The organism is Vibrio azureus (assembly GCF_002849855.1).
Classification (GTDB): Bacteria; Pseudomonadota; Gammaproteobacteria; order Enterobacterales; family Vibrionaceae; genus Vibrio; species Vibrio azureus.
This window is the reverse complement of record NZ_CP018616.1, coordinates 2,141,646-2,161,393: the sequence shown is the minus strand read 5'-3', so window position 1 is coordinate 2,161,393 and position 19,748 is coordinate 2,141,646. Positions and strand designations below refer to the sequence as shown.

Here is a 19,748-nt window from a genome sequence, read left to right as displayed (position 1 = left end):
CATTAAAAGTCCTGGTTGATATTTATACAGCTTATTAATTTTAACTCTAGCTTGTCCTTTTTTTATCATTATTTGTCTTAATGTCAGTAATCGGGCGTTTGAAAGTCAGATAATATGGCACTTAAGAACCATAAAGATGAAATTATTAATAAGGGGCCCTAGATAATGCAACATGAAAATATACGGAACATCGCTATTATTGCTCATGTCGATCATGGTAAAACCTCTTTAGTTGATACTCTATTGCGCGAGACAACTTCGCTTTCACGTCAAGAGTGTAATGGAGAGTTATTATTAGATTCCAATGATCAAGAACGTGAGAGAGGCATCACGATCTTATCTAAAGTGACAGCGGTAAATTGGAAAGATCATCGAATTAATATTATTGATACTCCTGGACATGCTGACTTTAGTGGTGAGGTAGAGCGTGTTATCGATATGGCAGATGCAGCACTGATCGTCGTAGATGCAGTAGAAGGACCAATGCCACAAACCCGTTTCGTTGCTCAAAAAGCGATTCAAAATGGTCTTAAAATACTTATTGCTGTCAATAAAGTTGATCGTAAAGAAGCGGACCCACAGCGTGCATTAGATGCCGCGTATGATTTATTGATTCAATTAGGTGCAAGCACTGAACAATTAGATTTTGAGGCTGTTTTTTGTAGTGCAAGACAGCAGTTTTCTTACGATGCGTTTGGATCGTTTGATGATCAGCTCGGAATGGCGCCATTACTAGATATGATGATCAATAAAGTGAGTGCTCCTCAATTACGAGATGGCAATGAGCCAGTGGTACAAGTACATCAGCTTGATTATTCACCTTATTTAGGCCTTATTGGTGTAGGTAGAATTTTATCTGGAGAGTTTCACAAAGGCCAAAAGGTCGTCTTAAAGAGAAAAGGCTGCGTTGATAAATCTGGTGTGATCAGAGAGCTATTTCACTCGGAGGGGTTAAGTCGAGTAAATATCTCAACGGGTTTGCCTGGAGATATTATTGCTTTTTGTGGTATTGAAAATATCTCAATTTCTGATGTGATTACGACAAAGGGCAGTGATGTTGAATTATCGCAATTAAAAGTAGATTTACCGTCGGTAAGTGTTCAGTTTAGTGTTAACGACTCTCCGTTTGCAGGCAAAGAAGGAGCGGTCCTTCAGTCCAAAGCACTCGCTGAAAGACTGCATATGGAAGCAACTTACGATGCGGCATTAAGAGTAAAAGATGCACAAGATGGCATTAATATTGATGTAATTGGTCGCGGCGAATTGCACTTAGGTGTCCTTATTGAAAATATGCGTCGAGAAGGGAAAGAGTTTTGTATCTCTCGTCCGAAAGTTCTTAATGATGCATCGATTCCTGATGGACAAGAGCCATACGATAAGTGCTTTATTAACTGCGAAAGTCAGTATTTGGGGGCTGTTATTAATGAGCTTGGAGCACGGGAAGCGAATTTGCTATCCAGTGAGCGTTCGGATAATGGGCAAAATGAGCTTATCTTCAGAGGCTCTAAGAGAGGCTTTTTAGGTTTAAGGCATGCCATTAATAACTTAAGCGGAGGAACCGCAAGTCTCCATACCGAAGAAGATGGTTTTGATAAAAAGTGCGGGGCAAAGGTTGGTCAGCGTAAAGAGACTGTGATGGTTTCTAACGGTACAGGCAAAGCTCTTAACCACTCTTTAGCGCATTTACAAGACAGAGGTCGGATGATGATTAAGCATGGAGAGCAAGTTTTTGCAGGCCAGATAATCGGAACTGCAAATTCTCCATCAGATTTGTGGGTAAACTGTCGTCAAGGTAAACAACTTGCTAGGGTGTGGCGCACAACTGCAGATAAGCATTATGCGATGAAAGCAACGTTTAGCATGAGCTTAGAGCAAGCAATGTCATGGATCAATGACGACGAGTTAATCGAAGTCACTCCGCAAAATATTAGGCTCAAGAAAAAAGCTTTAATCGCAAGCTAAATTGAGCACTAAAACACCGAGCCTAAAAAGCTCGGTGTTTTAGTGAGATGAACCTACAAGTCGTGCTTAATTCACCCTTTTATCATTTTATCTAGAGATTCAATCACGCTACCTTTATGTTCAAGAGATGACTTCAAGTCCATCTTTAAAGAACGTAATGCTCCGACCGCTTTAATTTCTTTCCCTAAGTTTATCATCCTGTCTACGTGCTTTTCACGGACTTTATGGATTCGTAACCCTTCCTTTTTAGCTTCAGCTTTTTCTTTGTTGAGCTTTGACAGTACGTTTTTACCATTCAGTTGACTCTTAACGTTCTTCATAAACTTTTCGTTGAGAACAGGTGTTGGAGCCCAAGCGTAATCTTTATGGATCTTGATATCTTGAGCTTCATAGTATTTTTTTCTCGGTCCCAGAGTGATTCTATTTTGTGTTCAGACTTATGAAGCTTATCATATTTATCCATCATACTTTTGTGATACTGATTAGCTTGTCTCGATGTAAGTTCTTTATTTACTACTCTATCTTTTGGGCGTCGGCTAAATGCACTGTCTTCAGACAAGACTGCAGGCCCTGTTGCCCAAGCATCCATTATGATACGTTGGTCTCCTGCTAATTTTACTTCAGCCCAAGCATGATCAAAGCCATCAGCGCCATTGACTCTGTGTAACTGCTGTCCCGCTTTGAGTGTTGCAGCATGATTGGTGAAGGTGGTACTTGTTAGTGGTTACATTCCCTTGACCATGAAACAACTGAGCTCGCGTTTTATTGACACTGTCATTTGCTTTCTTAAGGTCGTCTAATAGCTTGTTATCAACCTCTTCTCCAATTGTGAGTTTTCCAGTTAAATAGACAGCAAGGTCAACCTTACTTTTCGTTTCTTCTTTCTTGAGTTTATTCTCTATATTTTCGTGTAATGTATGGAGTTGTGATGCCGTAATTTTTTCAGGGTCAGATTGTACTTCCTTAAGCATATTCTTAGCTTCAGTAGCACTGCACTTGTACTGATTTTTTACCGCATCTACTATCTTTGTTATTGCCTTCATTTGCTGTTGAGTATGAGTGACTTTCGAGACCAGAAGTCTGCTTGGCTCGGTTAGGACTAGTCTACTACCAATATATGCGATCTCTTTATCGCTTTTATCTAGGGACCTACACAGGCTGCGGAGAGTTTCTGATTGAACTCTGGAGGATGATTAAGAGCTACCGACTCGGTTAAAAGTTCTCAAATTGATCAGCCTCTGATTCTAGGCACTGCTTGAAAGTATTTGTTACTTCCATCAAAAACGGGCTTTACATCATAACGTAATAACGCCACTATGAATCCATGAAGAATTGATAAAACGCTACGCTTCAAATTGTGAGTGTGGCGGTAAGGAACTTGAGGAAGTAATGGCAGGAAACAGTATCGGACAGCATTTTCGGGTAACAACATTCGGAGAAAGTCACGGTATCGCACTGGGATGTATCGTAGACGGATGTCCTCCAGGTCTAGAAATTACAGAAGCTGATCTTCAAACGGATCTCGACCGTCGTCGACCAGGGACGTCGCGTTACACTACCCAACGACGTGAACCGGATGAAGTTAAGATTCTCTCTGGTGTATTTGAAGGGAAAACCACAGGTACCTCGATTGGTCTTATGATTGAAAATACCGATCAACGCTCGAAAGACTACTCAGAGATCAAAGATAAATTCCGTCCCGGCCATGCAGATTATACATACCATCAAAAATACGGTGTTCGTGATTATCGTGGAGGCGGTCGTTCGTCTGCGCGTGAGACTGCTATGCGAGTTGCGGCAGGCGCGATTGCTAAAAAATACCTCAAAGATGAATTTGGTGTTGAGATCCGTGCTTACTTATCACAAATGGGCAATGTATCTATTGAGAAAGTTGACTGGAATGAAATCGAAAACAATGCCTTCTTCTGCCCTGATGTCGATAAAGTGGCTGAATTTGATCAACTGATTCGTGACTTAAAGAAAGAAGGCGATTCTATCGGAGCAAAAATTCAAGTTGTTGCGACTTGTGTTCCGGTTGGGTTAGGTGAACCTGTTTTTGACCGCCTTGACGCAGATATTGCCCATGCATTAATGAGTATTAACGCAGTGAAAGGGGTTGAGATTGGGGATGGCTTTGAGGTCGTTAATCAGAAGGGCAGTGAGCATCGCGATACGCTTTCTCCACAAGGCTTTGGTAGCAATCATGCTGGTGGTATCCTTGGTGGGATTTCGACAGGGCAGGATATTGTGGCTAACATCGCGCTTAAGCCAACGTCTAGTATTACGGTACCAGGTGAGACGATTACTAAAGAAGGCGAGTCGACTCAATTAATCACCAAGGGTCGTCACGATCCATGCGTTGGGATTCGTGCGGTACCGATCGCAGAAGCTATGCTGGCCATTGTTGTTATGGATCACTTGCTACGCCACCGTGGTCAAAACCATGGCGTAACAACGCAAACTCCGGTTATCTAACCAAACATTTGGCCAAATAATGGCGGATAATGATAAAGGCTGCGGGTGCAGCCTTTTTTTATCGGGAAGCTTTTTAATCAGTAAGTTAATGCAGTGAGCTTTCATTCTCTAGGTGGAACGATGGTAGGCGCCATTTAAAGCGAACTGCTGCCATACGCAGTAGGTAGCCTGCAATCAGAGTAATCAAAGTTGCAGTCACATCAGGGATATTAAACTCAAGTAATATTAAGTACAGACCAGAAGCAATGAGTGCCACAGAAGCATAAAGCTCTTGGTGAAGAACCAGTGGTGTTTGACGACAAATCAGATCGCGTAATAACCCGCCAAACACGCCAGTGACCAGAGCTGAAACCAAACAGATGCCGGGATGTAGGTCCATATCCAACGCAACCTTTGTACCTATAATGCTAAATACGATTAATCCTAATGCATCCAAACGGATAAAAACGCCTTTAAATTTGATCACCCATTTGGCTAATCCAGTGGTGAGAACACCAGCAATACAGGTAATGGCAAGGTATTCTGGATTTTTTACCCACCCGATCGGGTAGTGGCCAAGTAAAATATCTCTCACGGTTCCACCACCAATCGCAGTGGCACTGGCAACTAACATCACTCCAAACCAATCCATTTTCTGCCGACCAGCACTTAATGCTCCCGTCATGGCTTCTGCTGTGATACCGATGATATACAAAACACTTAGTAGCATAATAAGACACTCAAACTCATTACCGCATGCTGCAAAAATAATATTGAGGTATTGAAGGACCTCATAATAACGGCAAGAGTTTAGAGGGAAATAAACACGCTGACGAATGATTATTTATAGGGTTAACCTTGTTTTCAGATAAACATAACTAATAACACCGCAATCTCTAACATACTCTAACATAGCATTCAGGGATGATACCCAGCATCTTGAGGTCACTGGGTTATCGTTGAGTATATCTCCCTTTACCTGATAGCGAAAAACAGCGACAATGCGCGATGCAGTTCCATTTGAAGTACAGAAGCGATAATGATCCATCAATACCAAGACCTTGTGACTATTTTTAATGATACTTTTTTAGCGTCTTTTAATACTCAATTAGTGCTTGGCGGTGATGAGCCTATCTACTTACCTGCCGATGAACAGCACCCTCATCATCGTATTATTTTTGCGCGTGGCTTTTATGCATCGGCGCTTCATGAAATTTCTCATTGGTGTGTTGCTGGGCCAGAACGTCGATTATTAGAAGACTTTGGCTATTGGTATGAGCCAGATGGACGAACGGCGGAGCGCCAAGCTGAGTTCGAAAAAGTAGAAATACGTCCTCAAGCTTACGAATGGATTCTCGCTAAAAGCGCAAACTTTCCTTTTACCGTGAGTTGTGACAATCTACACGGCGATTTTGAACCGGATAGACTGGGATTCATGCGCAATGTTCACCAAGAAGTGATGAAGATTCTGGCCTCAGGCCTTCCGCCACGGGTAAAGATGTTGTCTGAGGCCCTGCGTGATTTTTATCAGACCAAGCCGCTGGAAACATCGGACTTCATCGTAAAATAGGCCCTAATGTAAAATAAACCTAGAGAAAGCCATGATTATTGAATTTGAAGAAAAACTACTAGAACTGATTGATACTCGAATTGAAACCGCTTCAGATGATGAGTTGTTTGCTGGGGGTTACTTGCGTGGTCATATTTCGCTTTCTGCTGCGGCATGTGAAGAAGAAGGCATCAACGATGTAGCAGAACTTAAATCGCGAATCGAAAACAGTTTAGATGCGGCACGCTCAGAATTGACGCCTGCTGACCGTGTGATTGTCAGTGATTTGTGGCAGTCACTTCAAGCTCAAGTGTAAGGACAGTTCATCGAACTAAGAGCAGCAAATCAGCTTTGCTGCTCTAGGGTTGTGTACAACGCTTATCAAACAATCGATCAAACACATAATCAAACCACTCAAACCACTCAAAGTACTTTTGCTAACGTGTTTTATCAGCGTCCTCTTGATAGGGAAAGTTTGATTAATCTTTCTTCCTCCCAATGGTTGTATACTAGGCCTATAACTCTGTAATTGCCTTGCCTTTACGTAACCTTCTTACCCACATTCGGCTTGGGTGCAATTCCGTAAGTACATCGACAGGCAATGGTAGTGGGTCTCCACAAATTTGAGAAGCCAGTAATTCAGCCATCAAGGGTGCTGAACTCAAACCGCGAGAGCCTAAACCTAACAAACAAAACAGGTTTGGGTACTGATGGACGGGGGAGGCCTCCTCTACGCGTTGTTTATGAAGCTCAGCGTATTGCGACTTTATGGTGTTAGAGTCTCCTACGTTACCAATAAAGGGCAGGTGGTCACGGCTGACGCAGCGAATGCCTTGGCGTGATAGGTTCCCTGAAGTATCCACTTCTTTAGCCCATGCTTGATTTGGTAAGCATTTGACCAATTTTTCTGCGTTATCCTTTTGGGCTTGTTCGTCAAACTCGTTGTCTAAATGACTGCGGTCGTAGCTTGCGCCGATACACAAATGCTGATTACTTGGGTTCACGGGCGTCATGTAGCCATCGTAACACAATACGGTTTTGAGTTTAGACAGAGTGTCAGTCGCTGGCGCATGGCTGACTTGCCCTTTAACCTGTCCCATGGGGAGATCGGCCGTTTGGCTTAGAGTCCGGAATTCACTTCCATTTGCGACTACCACGGTTGAATGTTCAAAGTGTTGGCCATTTGCCGTCAGTGTCCAAACTCGGCGAGATTCATCCCATTCTAATGCGTCGACTTTATGGCCTAATTTTGTGGTTAAAAGGTCCGTTTTCTCAAGTTTTGCGATTAACCCACGTGTTAGCTCAGCAGGGCATAGCCAACCGCCCATTGGGTAGTGAACGGATGCCATATCAATGGGTAGGCCAATCTTTTCAGCAGTTTCTTCAGCAGATAGCTTATGAACTAATTCAGGAGTAAAGTGGCCAGAGAGCATTTTTTCTAATTTGCCTGAAGACTTCTCATCCCACATTAACTGTGTGATGCCGCACCAGTCATGATCAAATGAGATGTTTTGAGCAGCTTGGTCAACAAATTGGCGGGCAAATAAAAAGCCAGGAGCAAAGACACGTGACACCCCTTTGTGCTCGCCATTCAAGAGAGGATAGACCGCTCCCTGACGGTTACCAGAGGCCCCTTCAGCAGGCTGATTGTCTTTGCAATAAAGGGTCACTTTTTGACCACGACGTATGAGTGTGGTTGCGAGGGCTGCACTGGCAATGCCACCGCCAATGATCGCAATCGAATCGTGATTGGTCGCGCTTGTTCTGTTAAACCAAGGCAGGTGATTTGAATGCGCTTTACGTTGCTCCATTGTGCCTGCAATCATTTCTCTTTTGGTGCCAAAGCCCTTCACTTTCTTCATGGCAAAACCTGCTTCATTTAAGCCTCGGCGAACAAACCCAGCTGCGGTAAAGGTGGCTACGGTGCAATCTTGTTTGGCTAAGTGAGCCATGCCATTGAATAAGTTTTGGTTCCACATTTCTGGGTTTTTACTCGGTGCAAAACCATCTAAAAACCAAGCATCAACCAGCCCCTGTTCGCCATAAGGAACCAAAGGTAAGCAGTCTTTAATGTCACCAAACCATAAATCGAGCGTAATGGCTCCTTCCTCTAGCACGATCCGATGACACTCAGGGACTGCAATTGGGTAGTGTTGCTGTAATTGCTCTGCAAAAGTGGCCAACTCTGGCCAAGAACGGTGAGCTTGGATCAGGTCATCTTTGCTCAGAGGGTATTTCTCAAAGCTGATGAAGTGCAACTCTTTTAACTTTGCCTCTGGATATTCATGACGAAATTCGGTAAACCTTTGCCAGGCGGCTAAGAAGTTTAAGCCTGTGCCAAATCCGGTTTCACTGATGATAAAGCGTCGTTGGTCAAAATTCTGCCATCTTTGTGGTAGATGATTTTGTTCGAGGAAAACGTAACGAGTCTCTTCAAGGCCGTTAACGTTGGAAAAGTAAACATCATCAAATTGGTCAGAAACCGGAGTACCAGCTTCGTTCCAACCAAGTTCTGCGTTTTTAATCGAAGTCATAATGGTATAAATATGTGGTTTGGCGCGGTTAGAATTCGATGATTGTACGAATTTATGGGAAAGCTGACCACTTTTGTTGATTATCTTAGTTATCATTTAGCTGATTTTTGAATTATAGGAATGTCATAATGAAACGAGTCGTAATCACCGGTATGGGTATTGTTTCAAGTATCGGTAACAACGTCGAAGAAGTTTTAATGTCTCTTAAAGCGGGTAAATCTGGCATTACTGCATCGGAGCAGTTTAAAGAACAGGGTCTACGTTCACAGGTTTGGGGTGATCTTAAAATCAATCCAGCTGAGTTCATTGACCGTAAACAGATGCGTTTTATGGGTGATGCGGCTGCTTATGCATACCTATCAATGCAGCAAGCCATCGAAGATGCAGGCTTAACAGAAGAGCAAGTATCTAACGACCGTACTGGTATCGTTGCGGGCTCAGGTGGTGCATCTGCTTACAACCAAACCGTTGCTACTGATACAATGCGTGCAAAAGGCGTGAAACGAGTTGGCCCTTATATGGTTCCTCGTACCATGTCATCGACTGTATCTGCTTGTCTTGCGACCCCATTTAAGATTCGTGGTGTGAACTACTCAATGAGTTCTGCATGTGCAACGTCAGCGCACTGTATCGGTCATGCAATGGAGCTTATCCAACTGGGTAAACAAGACATCGTATTTGCTGGTGGCGGTGAAGAACTTGATTGGTCTCAAACCATGATGTTTGATGCGATGGGTGCTTTGTCGACGAAGTACAATGAAACTCCAGAGCAAGCATCGCGTACATATGATGCAGATCGTGACGGTTTCGTTATCTCTGGTGGCGGCGGCATGCTGGTTATCGAAGAACTAGAGCACGCACTAGCACGTGGCGCGAAAATCTACGGTGAGATCGTAGGCTACGGCGCAACTTCTGATGGCTACGACATGGTTGCTCCATCGGGTGAAGGCGCAGTCCGTTGTATGAAGATGGCCATGCAAGATGTTGACGCTATCGATTACATCAACACTCACGGTACTTCTACTCCTGTAGGCGACGTGAAAGAGCTGGGTGCTATCCAAGAGCTATTTGGTGACAACAGCCCGGCAATCTCTGCGACTAAAGCGATGACAGGTCATGCTCTCGGTGCGGCAGGCGTTCACGAAGCGATCTACTCAACGCTCATGTTAGATAACAACTTCATTGCACCAAGTGTGAATATCTCTAATTTGGATGAAGCGGCACAAGGCCTAGATATCGTAACGGAAGCGCGTGATGCGGAACTCACAACCGTGATGTCAAATAGCTTTGGTTTTGGTGGCACTAACGCGACCCTAGTTATCAAAAAGTATCAAGCGTAATAGTTTAGCCTAGTCTGAACTGGTTGATACTCCGAGCACAGTCGTAGGTGACTGGGCTCTAATATATGCCCGGCTTTTTCGCCGGGCTTTTCTTTTGAGTATATTAGTTGAGATTTCTCAAAAAAACGGCACAATCTGTTTTGAACCAATCCCCCAAATGGACAAAAGCGGGCGTTATGAAAATTATTGTTGATGAAAATATGCCGTATGCTGAAGTGCTATTCAGCCAACTCGGTGAGGTGATTCTAAAACCAGGTCGTACGCTAACCGCTGATGATTTGGTGGATGTTGAAGCTCTTATGATTCGTTCAGTGACGAAAGTTAATGCGGAACTACTCAGTAAAGCGAATAAGCTGAAATTCGTTGGAACCGCAACCGCAGGTATGGATCACGTTGATCAAGCGCTTCTTAAAAATAAAGAGATCTTTTTCACTGCGGCCCCCGGCTGTAACAAAGTCGGCGTAGCAGAGTATGTGTTTAGCGTCATGATGGTGCTTGCACAGCAGCAAGGCTTTTCCGTTTTTGACAAAACTGTGGGTATTATCGGTGCAGGCCAGGTCGGCAGTTATCTAGAGCAATGTTTGCGAGGAATGGGGATTAACGTTCTGATCAACGATCCACTCAAGCAAGCAGAAGGTGATCCCCGTAGCTTTACGCCACTAACAGAACTGATTGAAAAATCAGACATCATCACGCTGCATACTCCTATTACCAAAGAGGGGCCATATCCAACGCATCATTTGATGAATGAAGCGGTTTTAAACGATCTTCGCAGCGATCAAATTTTGATTAATGCCGCGCGTGGCCCGATTATTGATAACCAAGCACTCAAGCAACGTTTGTTGAAAAACGATGGCTTCACCGCAGCCTTAGATGTGTTTGAATTTGAACCAGAGGTTGATATGGAGCTTCTGCCTCTGCTAGCATTCGCAACCCCTCACGTTGCAGGCTATGGTCTGGAAGGGAAAGCTCGCGGTACGACGATGATTTTCAACAGCTACTGTGAGTTCTTAAATAACGAATTACGTGCGCATGCTAGCGATTTACTGCCAACTGCGCCTGTTCCTACTATGGTATTGGACAGAGCATGGGATGAAGCAACACTGCACAACATCACGCAGTTAATCTATGATGTGCGTAAAGATGACGCTCTTTTCCGCCGTGAAATCAGTAAGCCAGGCTCCTTTGACCTGATGCGTAAAAACTACTGGGATCGCCGCGAGTACAGCGCTGTCACGCTAATGGGTAACGAAACATGCAATCTTGCACCATTAGCAAAACTAGGTTTTCAGGTTGAGGTAAGTCAATGAGTCAGCAATATAATGTTGCCATATTAGGTGCGACCGGTGCGGTCGGTGAAACCATTTTAGAAGTGCTTCAAGAGCGCAAATTTCCGGTTGGAGAACTTTTCTTACTGGCCAGTGAGCGCAGTGAAGGCAAGACCTATCGTTTCAATGGTAAAACAGTACGTGTGCAAAATGTGGAAGAGTTTGATTGGTCTCAAGCCCATATTGCTCTATTTTCTGCTGGTGGTGAGCTTTCTGCCAAGTGGGCACCTGTCGCTGCAGATGAAGGAGTGATTGTTATCGATAATACCTCACACTTCCGTTATGAGTATGATATTCCTCTTGTCGTGCCGGAAGTTAATCCTGAGGCGATTGCTGAGTTCCGTAATCGTAATATTATTGCCAACCCGAACTGCTCAACGATTCAAATGCTTGTTGCTCTGAAGCCAATTCATGATGCGGTTGGTATTGAACGAATTAACGTCTCAACGTATCAGTCCGTGTCTGGTGCGGGTAAAGCAGGTATTGATGAGTTGGCAGGTCAAACGGCAAAGCTGCTTAACGGCCTTCCTGCCGAGACGAATCAATTCTCTCAGCAGATTGCCTTTAACTGCATTCCTCAGATTGACAAAATGATGGACAACGGTTACACCAAAGAAGAAATGAAAATGGTGTGGGAAACGCAGAAGATTTTTAATGATCCTTCAATTACCGTTAACCCAACTTGTGTGCGTGTCCCTGTATTCTATGGCCATGCTGAATCAATCCATGTTGAAACCTCTTCTCCGATTGATGCACAAGAAGTGATTAACTTGCTTGAACAAACAGACGGAGTAGAAGTTTTTCATGGTGAAGACTTCCCAACTCAGGTTCGCGATGCTGGCGGTAAAGATCATGTCATGGTGGGTCGTATCCGAAATGATATCAGTCATCACAGTGGCGTTAATTTGTGGGTTGTGGCAGATAACGTCAGAAAAGGTGCAGCGACTAACGCAGTACAAATTGCAGAAGTTCTGATTCGTGATTACTATTAACTGACTGAACTAAAATTTAAAACCTCGCAATGCGAGGTTTTTTTATGTGGCACTTAAGAAAGAAACGGATAAAAAATGCCCTCGGGTATTTTGAAGTCACGTTGGTATAACTGGTGGTATTTTAAACAAATCATGTGAGGTTTATGCGAATATCATGCGAGCTACACATTTTTTTGTCTCAAAGCTATAGTTTTACATGTGTTATCCGATATATTTAAAAGAGTACTTTTCAAAATTGTTATTAGGTCAACAGACCCTAGCACCAAACTGAGCCTTCTATGCATCAAAATTATAAGCGTTTGTTAACTTCTCTTTTGTTAATAGGCGCAACTCAGATTTCATCAATGGTTCAAGCCGAAGGAATTCGACTTATTGGTCCCTCTGGTGAAGTTCGCAGCTCGCCAAGTTTTACTGAAGTAGAACGTGCTTCATCTACCCCTTTAGGCAGTGATCAGCCTTCACGTTTCTTCGGACCAACCCGTAGTGATGAAACATTGTGGTCGATTGCTTCTCAGTTACGTCCTTCTTCTCGTGTTTCGGTGCAACAAACGCTCCTTGCCTTTTATAAAATAAACCCTCAAGCGTTTGATAATCAAAATATTCACGAATTGATCCCCGGAAGCCGTCTGAGAGTTCCCTCTTTAGAGCAAATACAAAGTGCATCGACAGAGCAAGCGATTGCCATAATGAATGCTCATCAAGCTCGATTGGGTAAAACTTTATCTGTGGGTAGCGCTACATCTGTGGGTAGAACTGCATCTGTGAGTCAAACAACGCCTGTGGTTAATCCTTCACAGGAAAAAGCACCAGTTGACTCTTCAACCGATGTGCCCTCGAAATCTGCTCAAACAGGCAATGCTAAGTCACTAGCACCAACAGATAAAAAAGTAGCTTCAGTAAAAGCCGTGGACTCTCCTGCGTCGCTTGAAGCTAAGCCTTCATCGACGCTACCAGAGCTAGCGACGTCCGCAGAAGGTCAACAACAGGTTGTTAAATTAAAGGATAAGTTACAAGCGACTGCTAATAATACTCAGCCACCTGAGACGGAGCTCAGTGCTCTCGAAGAAAAAAATCACCGTTTGCGCTTGATGTTATCTGAAGTTCAAAACGAGGTTGAAAGCCTTAAATCCTCTCTTAATGATCAAGACCGTATCCGAGCTGAAGTTGAGAAGCTCTTAGCTGAAGAACGGCAGAATATGCAAGAGCAGCAACGTCTTCAGCCTAGTGCAATGGATGATTTCTTATCAAACGGATGGCTGGTAGGGCTGGTTGGTATTATACCGGGAGCACTGCTTGCTTTACTGCTTATTTGGATCATTGGGCGGAGAAAACAAGCAACATCAGATACTCCACAGAATTCACAAAACCTAGAATCCCTGGCTGCGCCTGCTGGTTTAGCTGCTGCTGGTGCAATGAGCAATGAGCTTGCCATCGATGACGCTCTATTGAATGAAGATGATGAGCAAGGAACTGAACAAGGCGCTGCTAATGAAGTTAAAGGTGATGCCGAGGATGTGTTTGCAGACCTAAATGAGGACGAATTCGACTTCAATTTAGATGACGGTGATGACCCATTTGCGAACATTAGTGATGATGGCAACCTCAATCTTGATTTAGATGAGCAGGGTAAAACAAATGATATTCAAGATGATTTAGAGGCAGATATCGAAGCTGAGATCAAGGCTAGTGATGCTGAGACTGAACTCGACGAAGAAGATGATCCTCTCGGTTTTGATTTATCAGATGAAAGCCCTTCAGACTCACTGTCCGCTGAAGCCTTCTCTGAGTTACTCGCCTCGGATGAACCCGAACAAGAATTACAGGGTGGGGAAGTTGAACAATCAATGTTGGACGACTTACTGGCGAGTGTTGCTGATGATGAGATGACGTTGGCAACGAGCACAGAAGAAGTGGACAATGAAGATAAACCCAATGAGCAAGATCTTGATGTACAAGACTTTGACGAACAAAGCTCTGACGTACAAAATACGGCTACTGTCGACTCTCCTTCTATTGAAACAACCGCTGAGCAAGATATCGATGACCTTTTAGCGGAGTTTGAAGCTACAAACACGCAAGAGGCGGATTTGCAGAGTGATCCTTTGCAAGAAGAGCTTTCTACACAGAGTTCAATGCCCGAAACATCCGACCTAGAAAACAGTTCGGACGATGAAAGTCAGTTTGAAAATATCAATGACGATGCAACGGCTCTACTGGATGAATTACTTGATGAACACAATGACGATTCATTTGATGAGCTGGATTCTTTACAAGAGCTGGAAGATATTGCGGGTTTAAGTGAAGAGCCTAGCCTAACGGACGATAGTACTGAATTACTCGATGAACTGCTTGATTTTGAAGAGGATGTTTCATTAGACCAAGAATTTGATCCTCTTGATGAATTAGAAAGCTTGACTCATTTTGATGAAGAGAACTCGAATACTGACCTCGATGAAGATAGTGTTGATCTTTTGGATGAACTTCTCGATGAAAGTGCATTAGACAGCCATTTGAATGCCCCTAATGACACTCTGTCTTCACTGAATGACCCTCTGTCTCCACTGAATGACGAGCCGAGTGAACATTTACCTGAACCAAATGAGCCATCAAAATCCAACTTTATTGATGATGATTTTGCGGCTGAACTTGATGCTTTGTTAGATGAAAATGCTGCGAGAGACGATGAGCTTTTTCAGGTTGCGGAAGAGCCTGAACTTCAAGCGCAAGATATAATGGCGTCTGCTTCTGCTGTTGATGAACGTCAATCCGCTGATGTGGCTCAATCCGTCGATATGCCTCAAGTAGAAGCGACAGATGACATAGCTGAAGAGACCCAGAGCTCTATTATTCCTGAGCCTGAAGCGTCGCTATCTGAACAGTTAGAAGCTGAACTGCCAGAAGTTCAGCAACCAGAACCTGAGGAACTCCAGGCTTATACACCGACCCCCAATACCATTGAAAATGAGTTTGGTATCCCACAAGAGGAAGACTGGTCGTTTGATGATTCTAATGTCGAATCTGCCGAGAATACACCAGCTCAACCAGACCGTTCTGAACAAGACGCGGCAGTTCAAGAAGATATGGCCAATATTAATGATTTGCCTGAGCTTGAACCCGTTAATGCGCGTGACACTATCAGTGATAGTAATATTGATGAATTGGACTTACCGGAGTTCAATGAGCAAGATGCATTGGACGCGATGTCTGATGAGCCATCATGGTCAGAGCCAGATGAGCCTGTCGCAAGCCTTGAAAACGATGAAGAATTGAGCTTTGATGAGCGCGAATTGCCTGAGTTTGATGAAGAAGATGCATTAGCGTCGATGACTCAGAATAAAGATATTAGGCAAGACTCATCTCAAGCCTCAGCAGTCATACCAGAGCTTCATCAATCTGTTCAGCAAGCAGAAAATGATCAAGACGCATTATTCGAAGTGTTCGCCCATAACAGCGAGCTTCCTAGTTCTTATGCTCAAGATACTCAGATTTCAGAGCCAGAACTTGATCAACCAAATAATGAAGCTCTAGGTCTTGAGTCTTTCAATCCATCGGATAATGTAAACTCATCGGATAATTTTGATGAGTCTGCAATGGCGAGTTTATTATCCGAAACGGATGATATCGACGCTTTTTCTGGTACGTTAGACAACGATACAATCGCAAGTGGCGGCCTTGATCTTGAAACCATGCTAAATACTGGCGATGATTGGGATGGTTTCTTATTATCGCCAGATGACAGCACATCCGAGCTTGATATTCCACAAGATGAACGCGATGTTTGGACCACCAAAGAAGGGCCTGCACAGCCAGAAATTGCTGCAGAAAACTGGGCAGATCAAGATGAAGTGGCTGGCTTGAAGTCAGAAAAAGGGTTACCTGAGCAAAATACAAACAGTCAAGCCAATAAGTTCATGACGATCGATGAACTGATGGCGAAAGTTGATAAGGATGGCGGAGAGTTCGAAGAACAAGACCTCAACTTAGATGTGGGCTTGAACGAGTTTCCTGATGTGATTGGAGATATTGGTGACATTGATGTGGATACCAATGCAGAAGCCTCTGGCAAATTAGACTTGGCAAAAATTTATCTTGAGATGAACGACTATAAAGGTGCTGTGAAACTGCTAGAAGAAGCGATTGTCTACGGAGAAGATGACATTCGCCGGGAAGCAAAAAGCTTGATTGATGCCATCCACGGCCGATAAACCTTTAAAGGATAACGAACTCCAACCTCTGCCCAATGATTTATGGTGACGTGGGTAGAGGTGCTTCGGGTATACCTGGTGTCATTTGTGCGCAGACTGGTAACAAGAGGTCACTTAGGTATATACTGCCCGACCCATTTTAGAGTCCGAAGGTTAAAATGAGAATCGCATTAGGTATCGAGTATAACGGTACAAACTACTATGGCTGGCAGCGCCAAAAAGATGTAAAAAGTGTTCAAGAAGAGCTAGAGAAAGCGTTGTCTATTGTTGCTAATCACCCTGTTGAAGTGCAATGTGCAGGACGAACCGATGCTGGCGTGCATGGTACAGGTCAAGTTGTACACTTTGATACTAATGTGAATCGTAAGATGGTGGCATGGACAATGGGCGCTAATGCCAATATGCCTAGTGATATTGCGGTTCGCTGGGCAGTGGATGTGTCAGATGAATTCCATGCTCGATTCTCTGCAACAGCGCGTCGTTATCGATACATTATTTTCAATCATGCTCTTCGTCCCGGCATACTGAATTCGGGTGTGAGTCATTATCACGGTGTACTCGATGAGAAGAAAATGCACCAAGCGGGTCAGTATTTATTAGGGGAAAATGATTTTAGCTCTTTTCGTGCAGCACACTGCCAGTCCTTAAGCCCTTGTCGTAACGTAATGCATTTGAACGTGACGCGTCATGGGGATTATATTGTGATTGATATCAAAGCCAACGCCTTTGTTCATCACATGGTACGCAATATAACGGGCAGTTTGATTAAAGTCGGACGAGGTGAGGAAAACCCAGAGTGGATCCAGTGGCTACTGGCTGAGAAGAACCGCAAGTTAGCGGGTGCAACAGCTAAAGCTGAGGGCTTATATCTTGTGGATGTTGATTATCCAGAAGTTTTTGGGCTACCGTCTCAACCTCTTGGTCCGCTATTTTTGCCTGATAGTTTGAACTAGGTGAGTGAATTTCATCCAAAAACTCGCTAACTTAACACGATAAAGCCACACGTTAGTCGGTAATTTAAAGTCCGCTAAAATAGGTACAACCAGTTTTTTATCTACAGTTGCGGGAAGATATGTTTTAATCTTTCTGTAATGTTCCGAATTTATCTCTTTCGCAATAAGGCGAAAGAACTGAGAGAAAAGGTCTTCCATGAGTTGGCTTGAAAAGATTTTAGAGAAAAGCAATCTTGTAAGTTCACGTAAAGCGTCTATTCCAGAAGGCGTGTGGACAAAATGTACTTCTTGTGAGCAGGTTCTATATCATGCTGAGCTTGAACGTAACCTAGAGGTGTGCCCTAAGTGTAATCACCACATGCGTATGAAAGCGCGTCGTCGTCTAGAAACATTTCTAGACCAAGACAACCGCGTGGAGCTTGGTGCAGAACTAGAGCCACAAGACAAACTGAAATTTAAAGATTCGAAACGCTACAAAGAGCGAATTTCAACGGCTCAGAAAAACAGTGGTGAAAAAGACGCTTTAGTTGTGATGAAGGGTGAACTGCTCGGAATGCCATTGGTTGCTTGTGCATTTGAGTTTTCCTTTATGGGTGGTTCAATGGGCTCAGTCGTTGGTGCTCGCTTTGTCAAAGCGGTAGAGGCTGCCATCGAAAACAACTGTGCTCTAGTGTGTTTTTCTGCTAGTGGTGGTGCACGTATGCAAGAGGCATTGATGTCTCTTATGCAAATGGCAAAAACCAGTGCGGCACTCGAACGCCTATCTGCTCAAGGTCTACCGTTCATTTCTGTACTGACTGACCCAACAATGGGTGGTGTTTCAGCGAGTCTTGCGATGCTAGGTGATATCAACATCGGTGAGCCGAAAGCACTGATTGGTTTTGCTGGGCGCCGTGTTATTGAACAAACGGTACGTGAAGATCTTCCTGAGGGCTTCCAACGCAGTGAATTCTTATTGGACCATGGTGCGATTGATATGATCGTAGATCGCCGTAAAATGCGTCAGTGCATTGGTGGCCTGGTTGCGAAACTCACGGCTCAAGAGTCTCCGCTGGATGCTTCGGTTAACGAATCTCTAAATGAAGAGTCATATTCTGTACCAGTAGCGGACGAAAAAGGGTAAAGTACTCACTAACGCAAACCTAGCAATTTATGGTTAAAGTTAGATGACCCAAAACTCTATTCCTCAAGCCACATCCTCTCTGACGGTGTGGCTTGACTATTTAGCAAATATTCATACTTCAGCAATCGATCTTGGCTTAGACCGCGTTCAAGCCGTCGCTCAAAAAGCCAATTTAACCAAACCTGCACCTACCATTATCACTGTGGCAGGAACCAATGGTAAAGGCTCGACTTGTGCCTTAATGGAAGCCATTCTGCTCGAGGCAGGTTACTCAGTTGGTGTTTATAGCTCCCCCCACCTTATTCACTATAACGAACGTGTTCGGATTAACGGCAGAGATGTTTCAGATACTGTGCTTTGCGAATCATTCGATTACATCGAACAGCAGCGAGGCGCTATCAGCCTGAGTTTCTTTGAATTCGGCACTTTAGCGGCATTAAGAGTTTTTCAGACAGAAAAAGTCGACGTTGTATTGCTTGAGGTCGGTTTAGGAGGGCGATTAGATGCAACCAATGTTGTTGAACATGATATCTCTGTGATTACAAGTCTCGCCATCGACCATGTTGATTGGTTAGGAGACGATATCAATGTCATTGGCTATGAAAAAGCAGGTATCTTCCGTGCTGGAAAACCTGCGATTTGTGGTCAGCCCTTGCCGCCTGCCAGTGTGGCTGCGTACGCAGATGAGGTTGGCGCTGAGTTTTTTCAAGTCGGGATTAACTTTGAATATCAGCAGACGGAAGAGAGTTGGGAGTGGCGCTGTGGTGCGTTTGATCTTAAAGCTCTGCCATTGCCTACATTACCCCTTCCCAATGCTGCAACAGCGTTAATGGCATTAGGTGCCTCTGAGTTACAAATTTCAGACATCAATATTGTTAATGGCTTAAAAAATGCCTGCTTAGCTGGTCGTATGCAAATCTTGCAGAAGAACCCTACTGTTGTTCTTGATGTTGCACATAACCCGCATTCCGCAGAATACCTTGTTGATAAAGTGACAAACCAATACGGTGAGAAAAATATCCATGTGGTGATTGCCATGTTGCATGATAAAGATATCAAAGCAACGCTGGAAACCCTGTCATCGATTGCGACGCAGTGGTATCCCGCTTCACTGACTGGGCCAAGAGCGGCAACAGCGAAAGAGCTTTGTATGTACTTACCTCAAGGGCAAGTGTTATTTACTCATCCCGTTGAGGCATTTCAAAGCGCGCTGAAAGCGGCAACGCAAGACGATGTGATTTTAGTTGTGGGCTCATTTCATACTGTGGGTGAGGTACTGGCTTATTGGCAAAAAGACGATAAATAATC

Annotated in this window: 15 protein-coding genes; 11 read left to right on the top strand and 4 right to left on the bottom strand. The window is 43.9% G+C overall.

Going from position 1 to position 19,748, the window contains the following annotated elements; genetic code table 11:
* Positions 1 to 165: 165 nt before the first annotated feature.
* Positions 166 to 1,962 (top strand): GTP-binding protein, encoded by a 1,797-nt coding sequence (locus tag BS333_RS09820; RefSeq protein WP_021708848.1) that lies wholly within the window; start codon positions 166 to 168, stop codon positions 1,960 to 1,962.
* Between the two features lie 71 nt (positions 1,963 to 2,033).
* On the opposite strand, the gene BS333_RS09815 is transcribed toward BS333_RS09820, so the two are convergent.
* Positions 2,034 to 2,282: a hypothetical protein gene (locus tag BS333_RS09815; protein WP_021708847.1), complete on the bottom strand. Its 249-nt coding sequence runs from the start codon at positions 2,280 to 2,282 to the stop codon at positions 2,034 to 2,036.
* A 324-nt stretch (positions 2,283 to 2,606) separates the two neighbouring features.
* Positions 2,607 to 2,933 (bottom strand): hypothetical protein, encoded by a 327-nt coding sequence (locus BS333_RS09805; protein ID WP_152428697.1) that lies wholly within the window; start codon positions 2,931 to 2,933, stop codon positions 2,607 to 2,609.
* 418 nt (positions 2,934 to 3,351) lie between these two features.
* Here BS333_RS09805 and aroC point away from each other — a divergent pair, with 418 nt between their 5' ends.
* A complete protein-coding gene (aroC, locus tag BS333_RS09800) occupies positions 3,352 to 4,437 on the top strand; it encodes a chorismate synthase (RefSeq protein ID WP_021708844.1) in 1,086 nt (361 codons plus the stop codon).
* An 85-nt stretch (positions 4,438 to 4,522) separates the two neighbouring features.
* Here aroC and BS333_RS09795 read toward each other — a convergent pair whose 3' ends face one another.
* The gene (locus BS333_RS09795) at positions 4,523 to 5,146 is read right to left on the bottom strand and encodes a trimeric intracellular cation channel family protein (protein WP_021708843.1); all 624 of its coding nucleotides are present in this window, start codon (positions 5,144 to 5,146) and stop codon (positions 4,523 to 4,525) included.
* 309 nt (positions 5,147 to 5,455) lie between these two features.
* Here BS333_RS09795 and BS333_RS09790 point away from each other — a divergent pair, with 309 nt between their 5' ends.
* Entirely contained in the window at positions 5,456 to 5,986 is a 531-nt protein-coding gene (locus BS333_RS09790; protein WP_021708842.1) for an elongation factor P hydroxylase, read from the top strand.
* A 31-nt stretch (positions 5,987 to 6,017) separates the two neighbouring features.
* A complete protein-coding gene (locus tag BS333_RS09785) occupies positions 6,018 to 6,281 on the top strand; it encodes a YfcL family protein (RefSeq protein WP_021708841.1) in 264 nt (87 codons plus the stop codon).
* Positions 6,282 to 6,480: 199 nt separating this feature from the next.
* On the opposite strand, the gene mnmC is transcribed toward BS333_RS09785, so the two are convergent.
* A complete protein-coding gene (mnmC, locus tag BS333_RS09780) occupies positions 6,481 to 8,499 on the bottom strand; it encodes a bifunctional tRNA (5-methylaminomethyl-2-thiouridine)(34)-methyltransferase MnmC2/FAD-dependent 5-carboxymethylaminomethyl-2-thiouridine(34) oxidoreductase MnmC1 (protein WP_021708840.1) in 2,019 nt (672 codons plus the stop codon).
* 128 nt (positions 8,500 to 8,627) lie between these two features.
* On the opposite strand from mnmC, the gene fabB reads away from it, so the two are divergent.
* The 7 genes from fabB (at position 8,628) to folC (ending at position 19,746) form a co-directional block, all read left to right on the top strand.
* The gene (fabB, locus tag BS333_RS09775; protein WP_021708839.1) at positions 8,628 to 9,839 is read left to right on the top strand and encodes a beta-ketoacyl-ACP synthase I; all 1,212 of its coding nucleotides are present in this window, start codon (positions 8,628 to 8,630) and stop codon (positions 9,837 to 9,839) included.
* A 176-nt stretch (positions 9,840 to 10,015) separates the two neighbouring features.
* The gene (locus BS333_RS09770; protein ID WP_021708838.1) at positions 10,016 to 11,149 is read left to right on the top strand and encodes a 4-phosphoerythronate dehydrogenase; all 1,134 of its coding nucleotides are present in this window, start codon (positions 10,016 to 10,018) and stop codon (positions 11,147 to 11,149) included.
* Positions 11,146 to 12,159 carry an aspartate-semialdehyde dehydrogenase gene (locus BS333_RS09765; RefSeq protein WP_021708837.1) on the top strand — a complete coding sequence of 338 codons (1,014 nt, stop codon included), beginning with the start codon at positions 11,146 to 11,148 and terminating at the stop codon, positions 12,157 to 12,159. The genes BS333_RS09770 and BS333_RS09765 overlap by 4 nt, the downstream gene beginning before the upstream one ends.
* Positions 12,160 to 12,437: 278 nt before the next feature.
* Complete coding sequence (locus tag BS333_RS09760) at positions 12,438 to 16,364, top strand: FimV/HubP family polar landmark protein (protein WP_021708836.1); 3,927 nt, start codon at positions 12,438 to 12,440, stop codon at positions 16,362 to 16,364.
* A 158-nt stretch (positions 16,365 to 16,522) separates the two neighbouring features.
* Positions 16,523 to 17,317: a tRNA pseudouridine(38-40) synthase TruA gene (gene truA, locus BS333_RS09755; protein ID WP_021708835.1), complete on the top strand. Its 795-nt coding sequence runs from the start codon at positions 16,523 to 16,525 to the stop codon at positions 17,315 to 17,317.
* A gap of 196 nt (positions 17,318 to 17,513) precedes the next feature.
* Entirely contained in the window at positions 17,514 to 18,440 is a 927-nt protein-coding gene (gene accD / locus BS333_RS09745; protein WP_021708833.1) for an acetyl-CoA carboxylase, carboxyltransferase subunit beta, read from the top strand.
* A 43-nt stretch (positions 18,441 to 18,483) separates the two neighbouring features.
* Positions 18,484 to 19,746 (top strand): bifunctional tetrahydrofolate synthase/dihydrofolate synthase, encoded by a 1,263-nt coding sequence (gene folC / locus BS333_RS09740; protein ID WP_021708832.1) that lies wholly within the window; start codon positions 18,484 to 18,486, stop codon positions 19,744 to 19,746.
* Positions 19,747 to 19,748: the final 2 nt, after the last annotated feature.

Bases quoted from the DNA above. Each gene is read 5' to 3' on its own strand.
- BS333_RS09765 (WP_021708837.1), top strand. From the start codon at position 11,146: ATGAGTCAGCAATATAATGTTGCCATATTAGGTGCGACCGGTGCGGTC.
- BS333_RS09770 (WP_021708838.1), top strand. From the start codon at position 10,016: ATGAAAATTATTGTTGATGAAAATATGCCGTATGCTGAAGTGCTATTC.
- BS333_RS09815 (WP_021708847.1), bottom strand. From the start codon at position 2,282: ATGAAGAACGTTAAGAGTCAACTGAATGGTAAAAACGTACTGTCAAAG.
- fabB (WP_021708839.1), top strand. From the start codon at position 8,628: ATGAAACGAGTCGTAATCACCGGTATGGGTATTGTTTCAAGTATCGGT.
- BS333_RS09790 (WP_021708842.1), top strand. From the start codon at position 5,456: ATGATCCATCAATACCAAGACCTTGTGACTATTTTTAATGATACTTTT.
- truA (WP_021708835.1), top strand. From the start codon at position 16,523: ATGAGAATCGCATTAGGTATCGAGTATAACGGTACAAACTACTATGGC.
- accD (WP_021708833.1), top strand. From the start codon at position 17,514: ATGAGTTGGCTTGAAAAGATTTTAGAGAAAAGCAATCTTGTAAGTTCA.
- BS333_RS09820 (WP_021708848.1), top strand. From the start codon at position 166: ATGCAACATGAAAATATACGGAACATCGCTATTATTGCTCATGTCGAT.
- BS333_RS09805 (WP_152428697.1), bottom strand. From the start codon at position 2,933: ATGCTTAAGGAAGTACAATCTGACCCTGAAAAAATTACGGCATCACAA.
- aroC (WP_021708844.1), top strand. From the start codon at position 3,352: ATGGCAGGAAACAGTATCGGACAGCATTTTCGGGTAACAACATTCGGA.
- BS333_RS09785 (WP_021708841.1), top strand. From the start codon at position 6,018: ATGATTATTGAATTTGAAGAAAAACTACTAGAACTGATTGATACTCGA.
- BS333_RS09795 (WP_021708843.1), bottom strand. From the start codon at position 5,146: ATGCTACTAAGTGTTTTGTATATCATCGGTATCACAGCAGAAGCCATG.
- folC (WP_021708832.1), top strand. From the start codon at position 18,484: ATGACCCAAAACTCTATTCCTCAAGCCACATCCTCTCTGACGGTGTGG.
- BS333_RS09760 (WP_021708836.1), top strand. From the start codon at position 12,438: ATGCATCAAAATTATAAGCGTTTGTTAACTTCTCTTTTGTTAATAGGC.
- mnmC (WP_021708840.1), bottom strand. From the start codon at position 8,499: ATGACTTCGATTAAAAACGCAGAACTTGGTTGGAACGAAGCTGGTACT.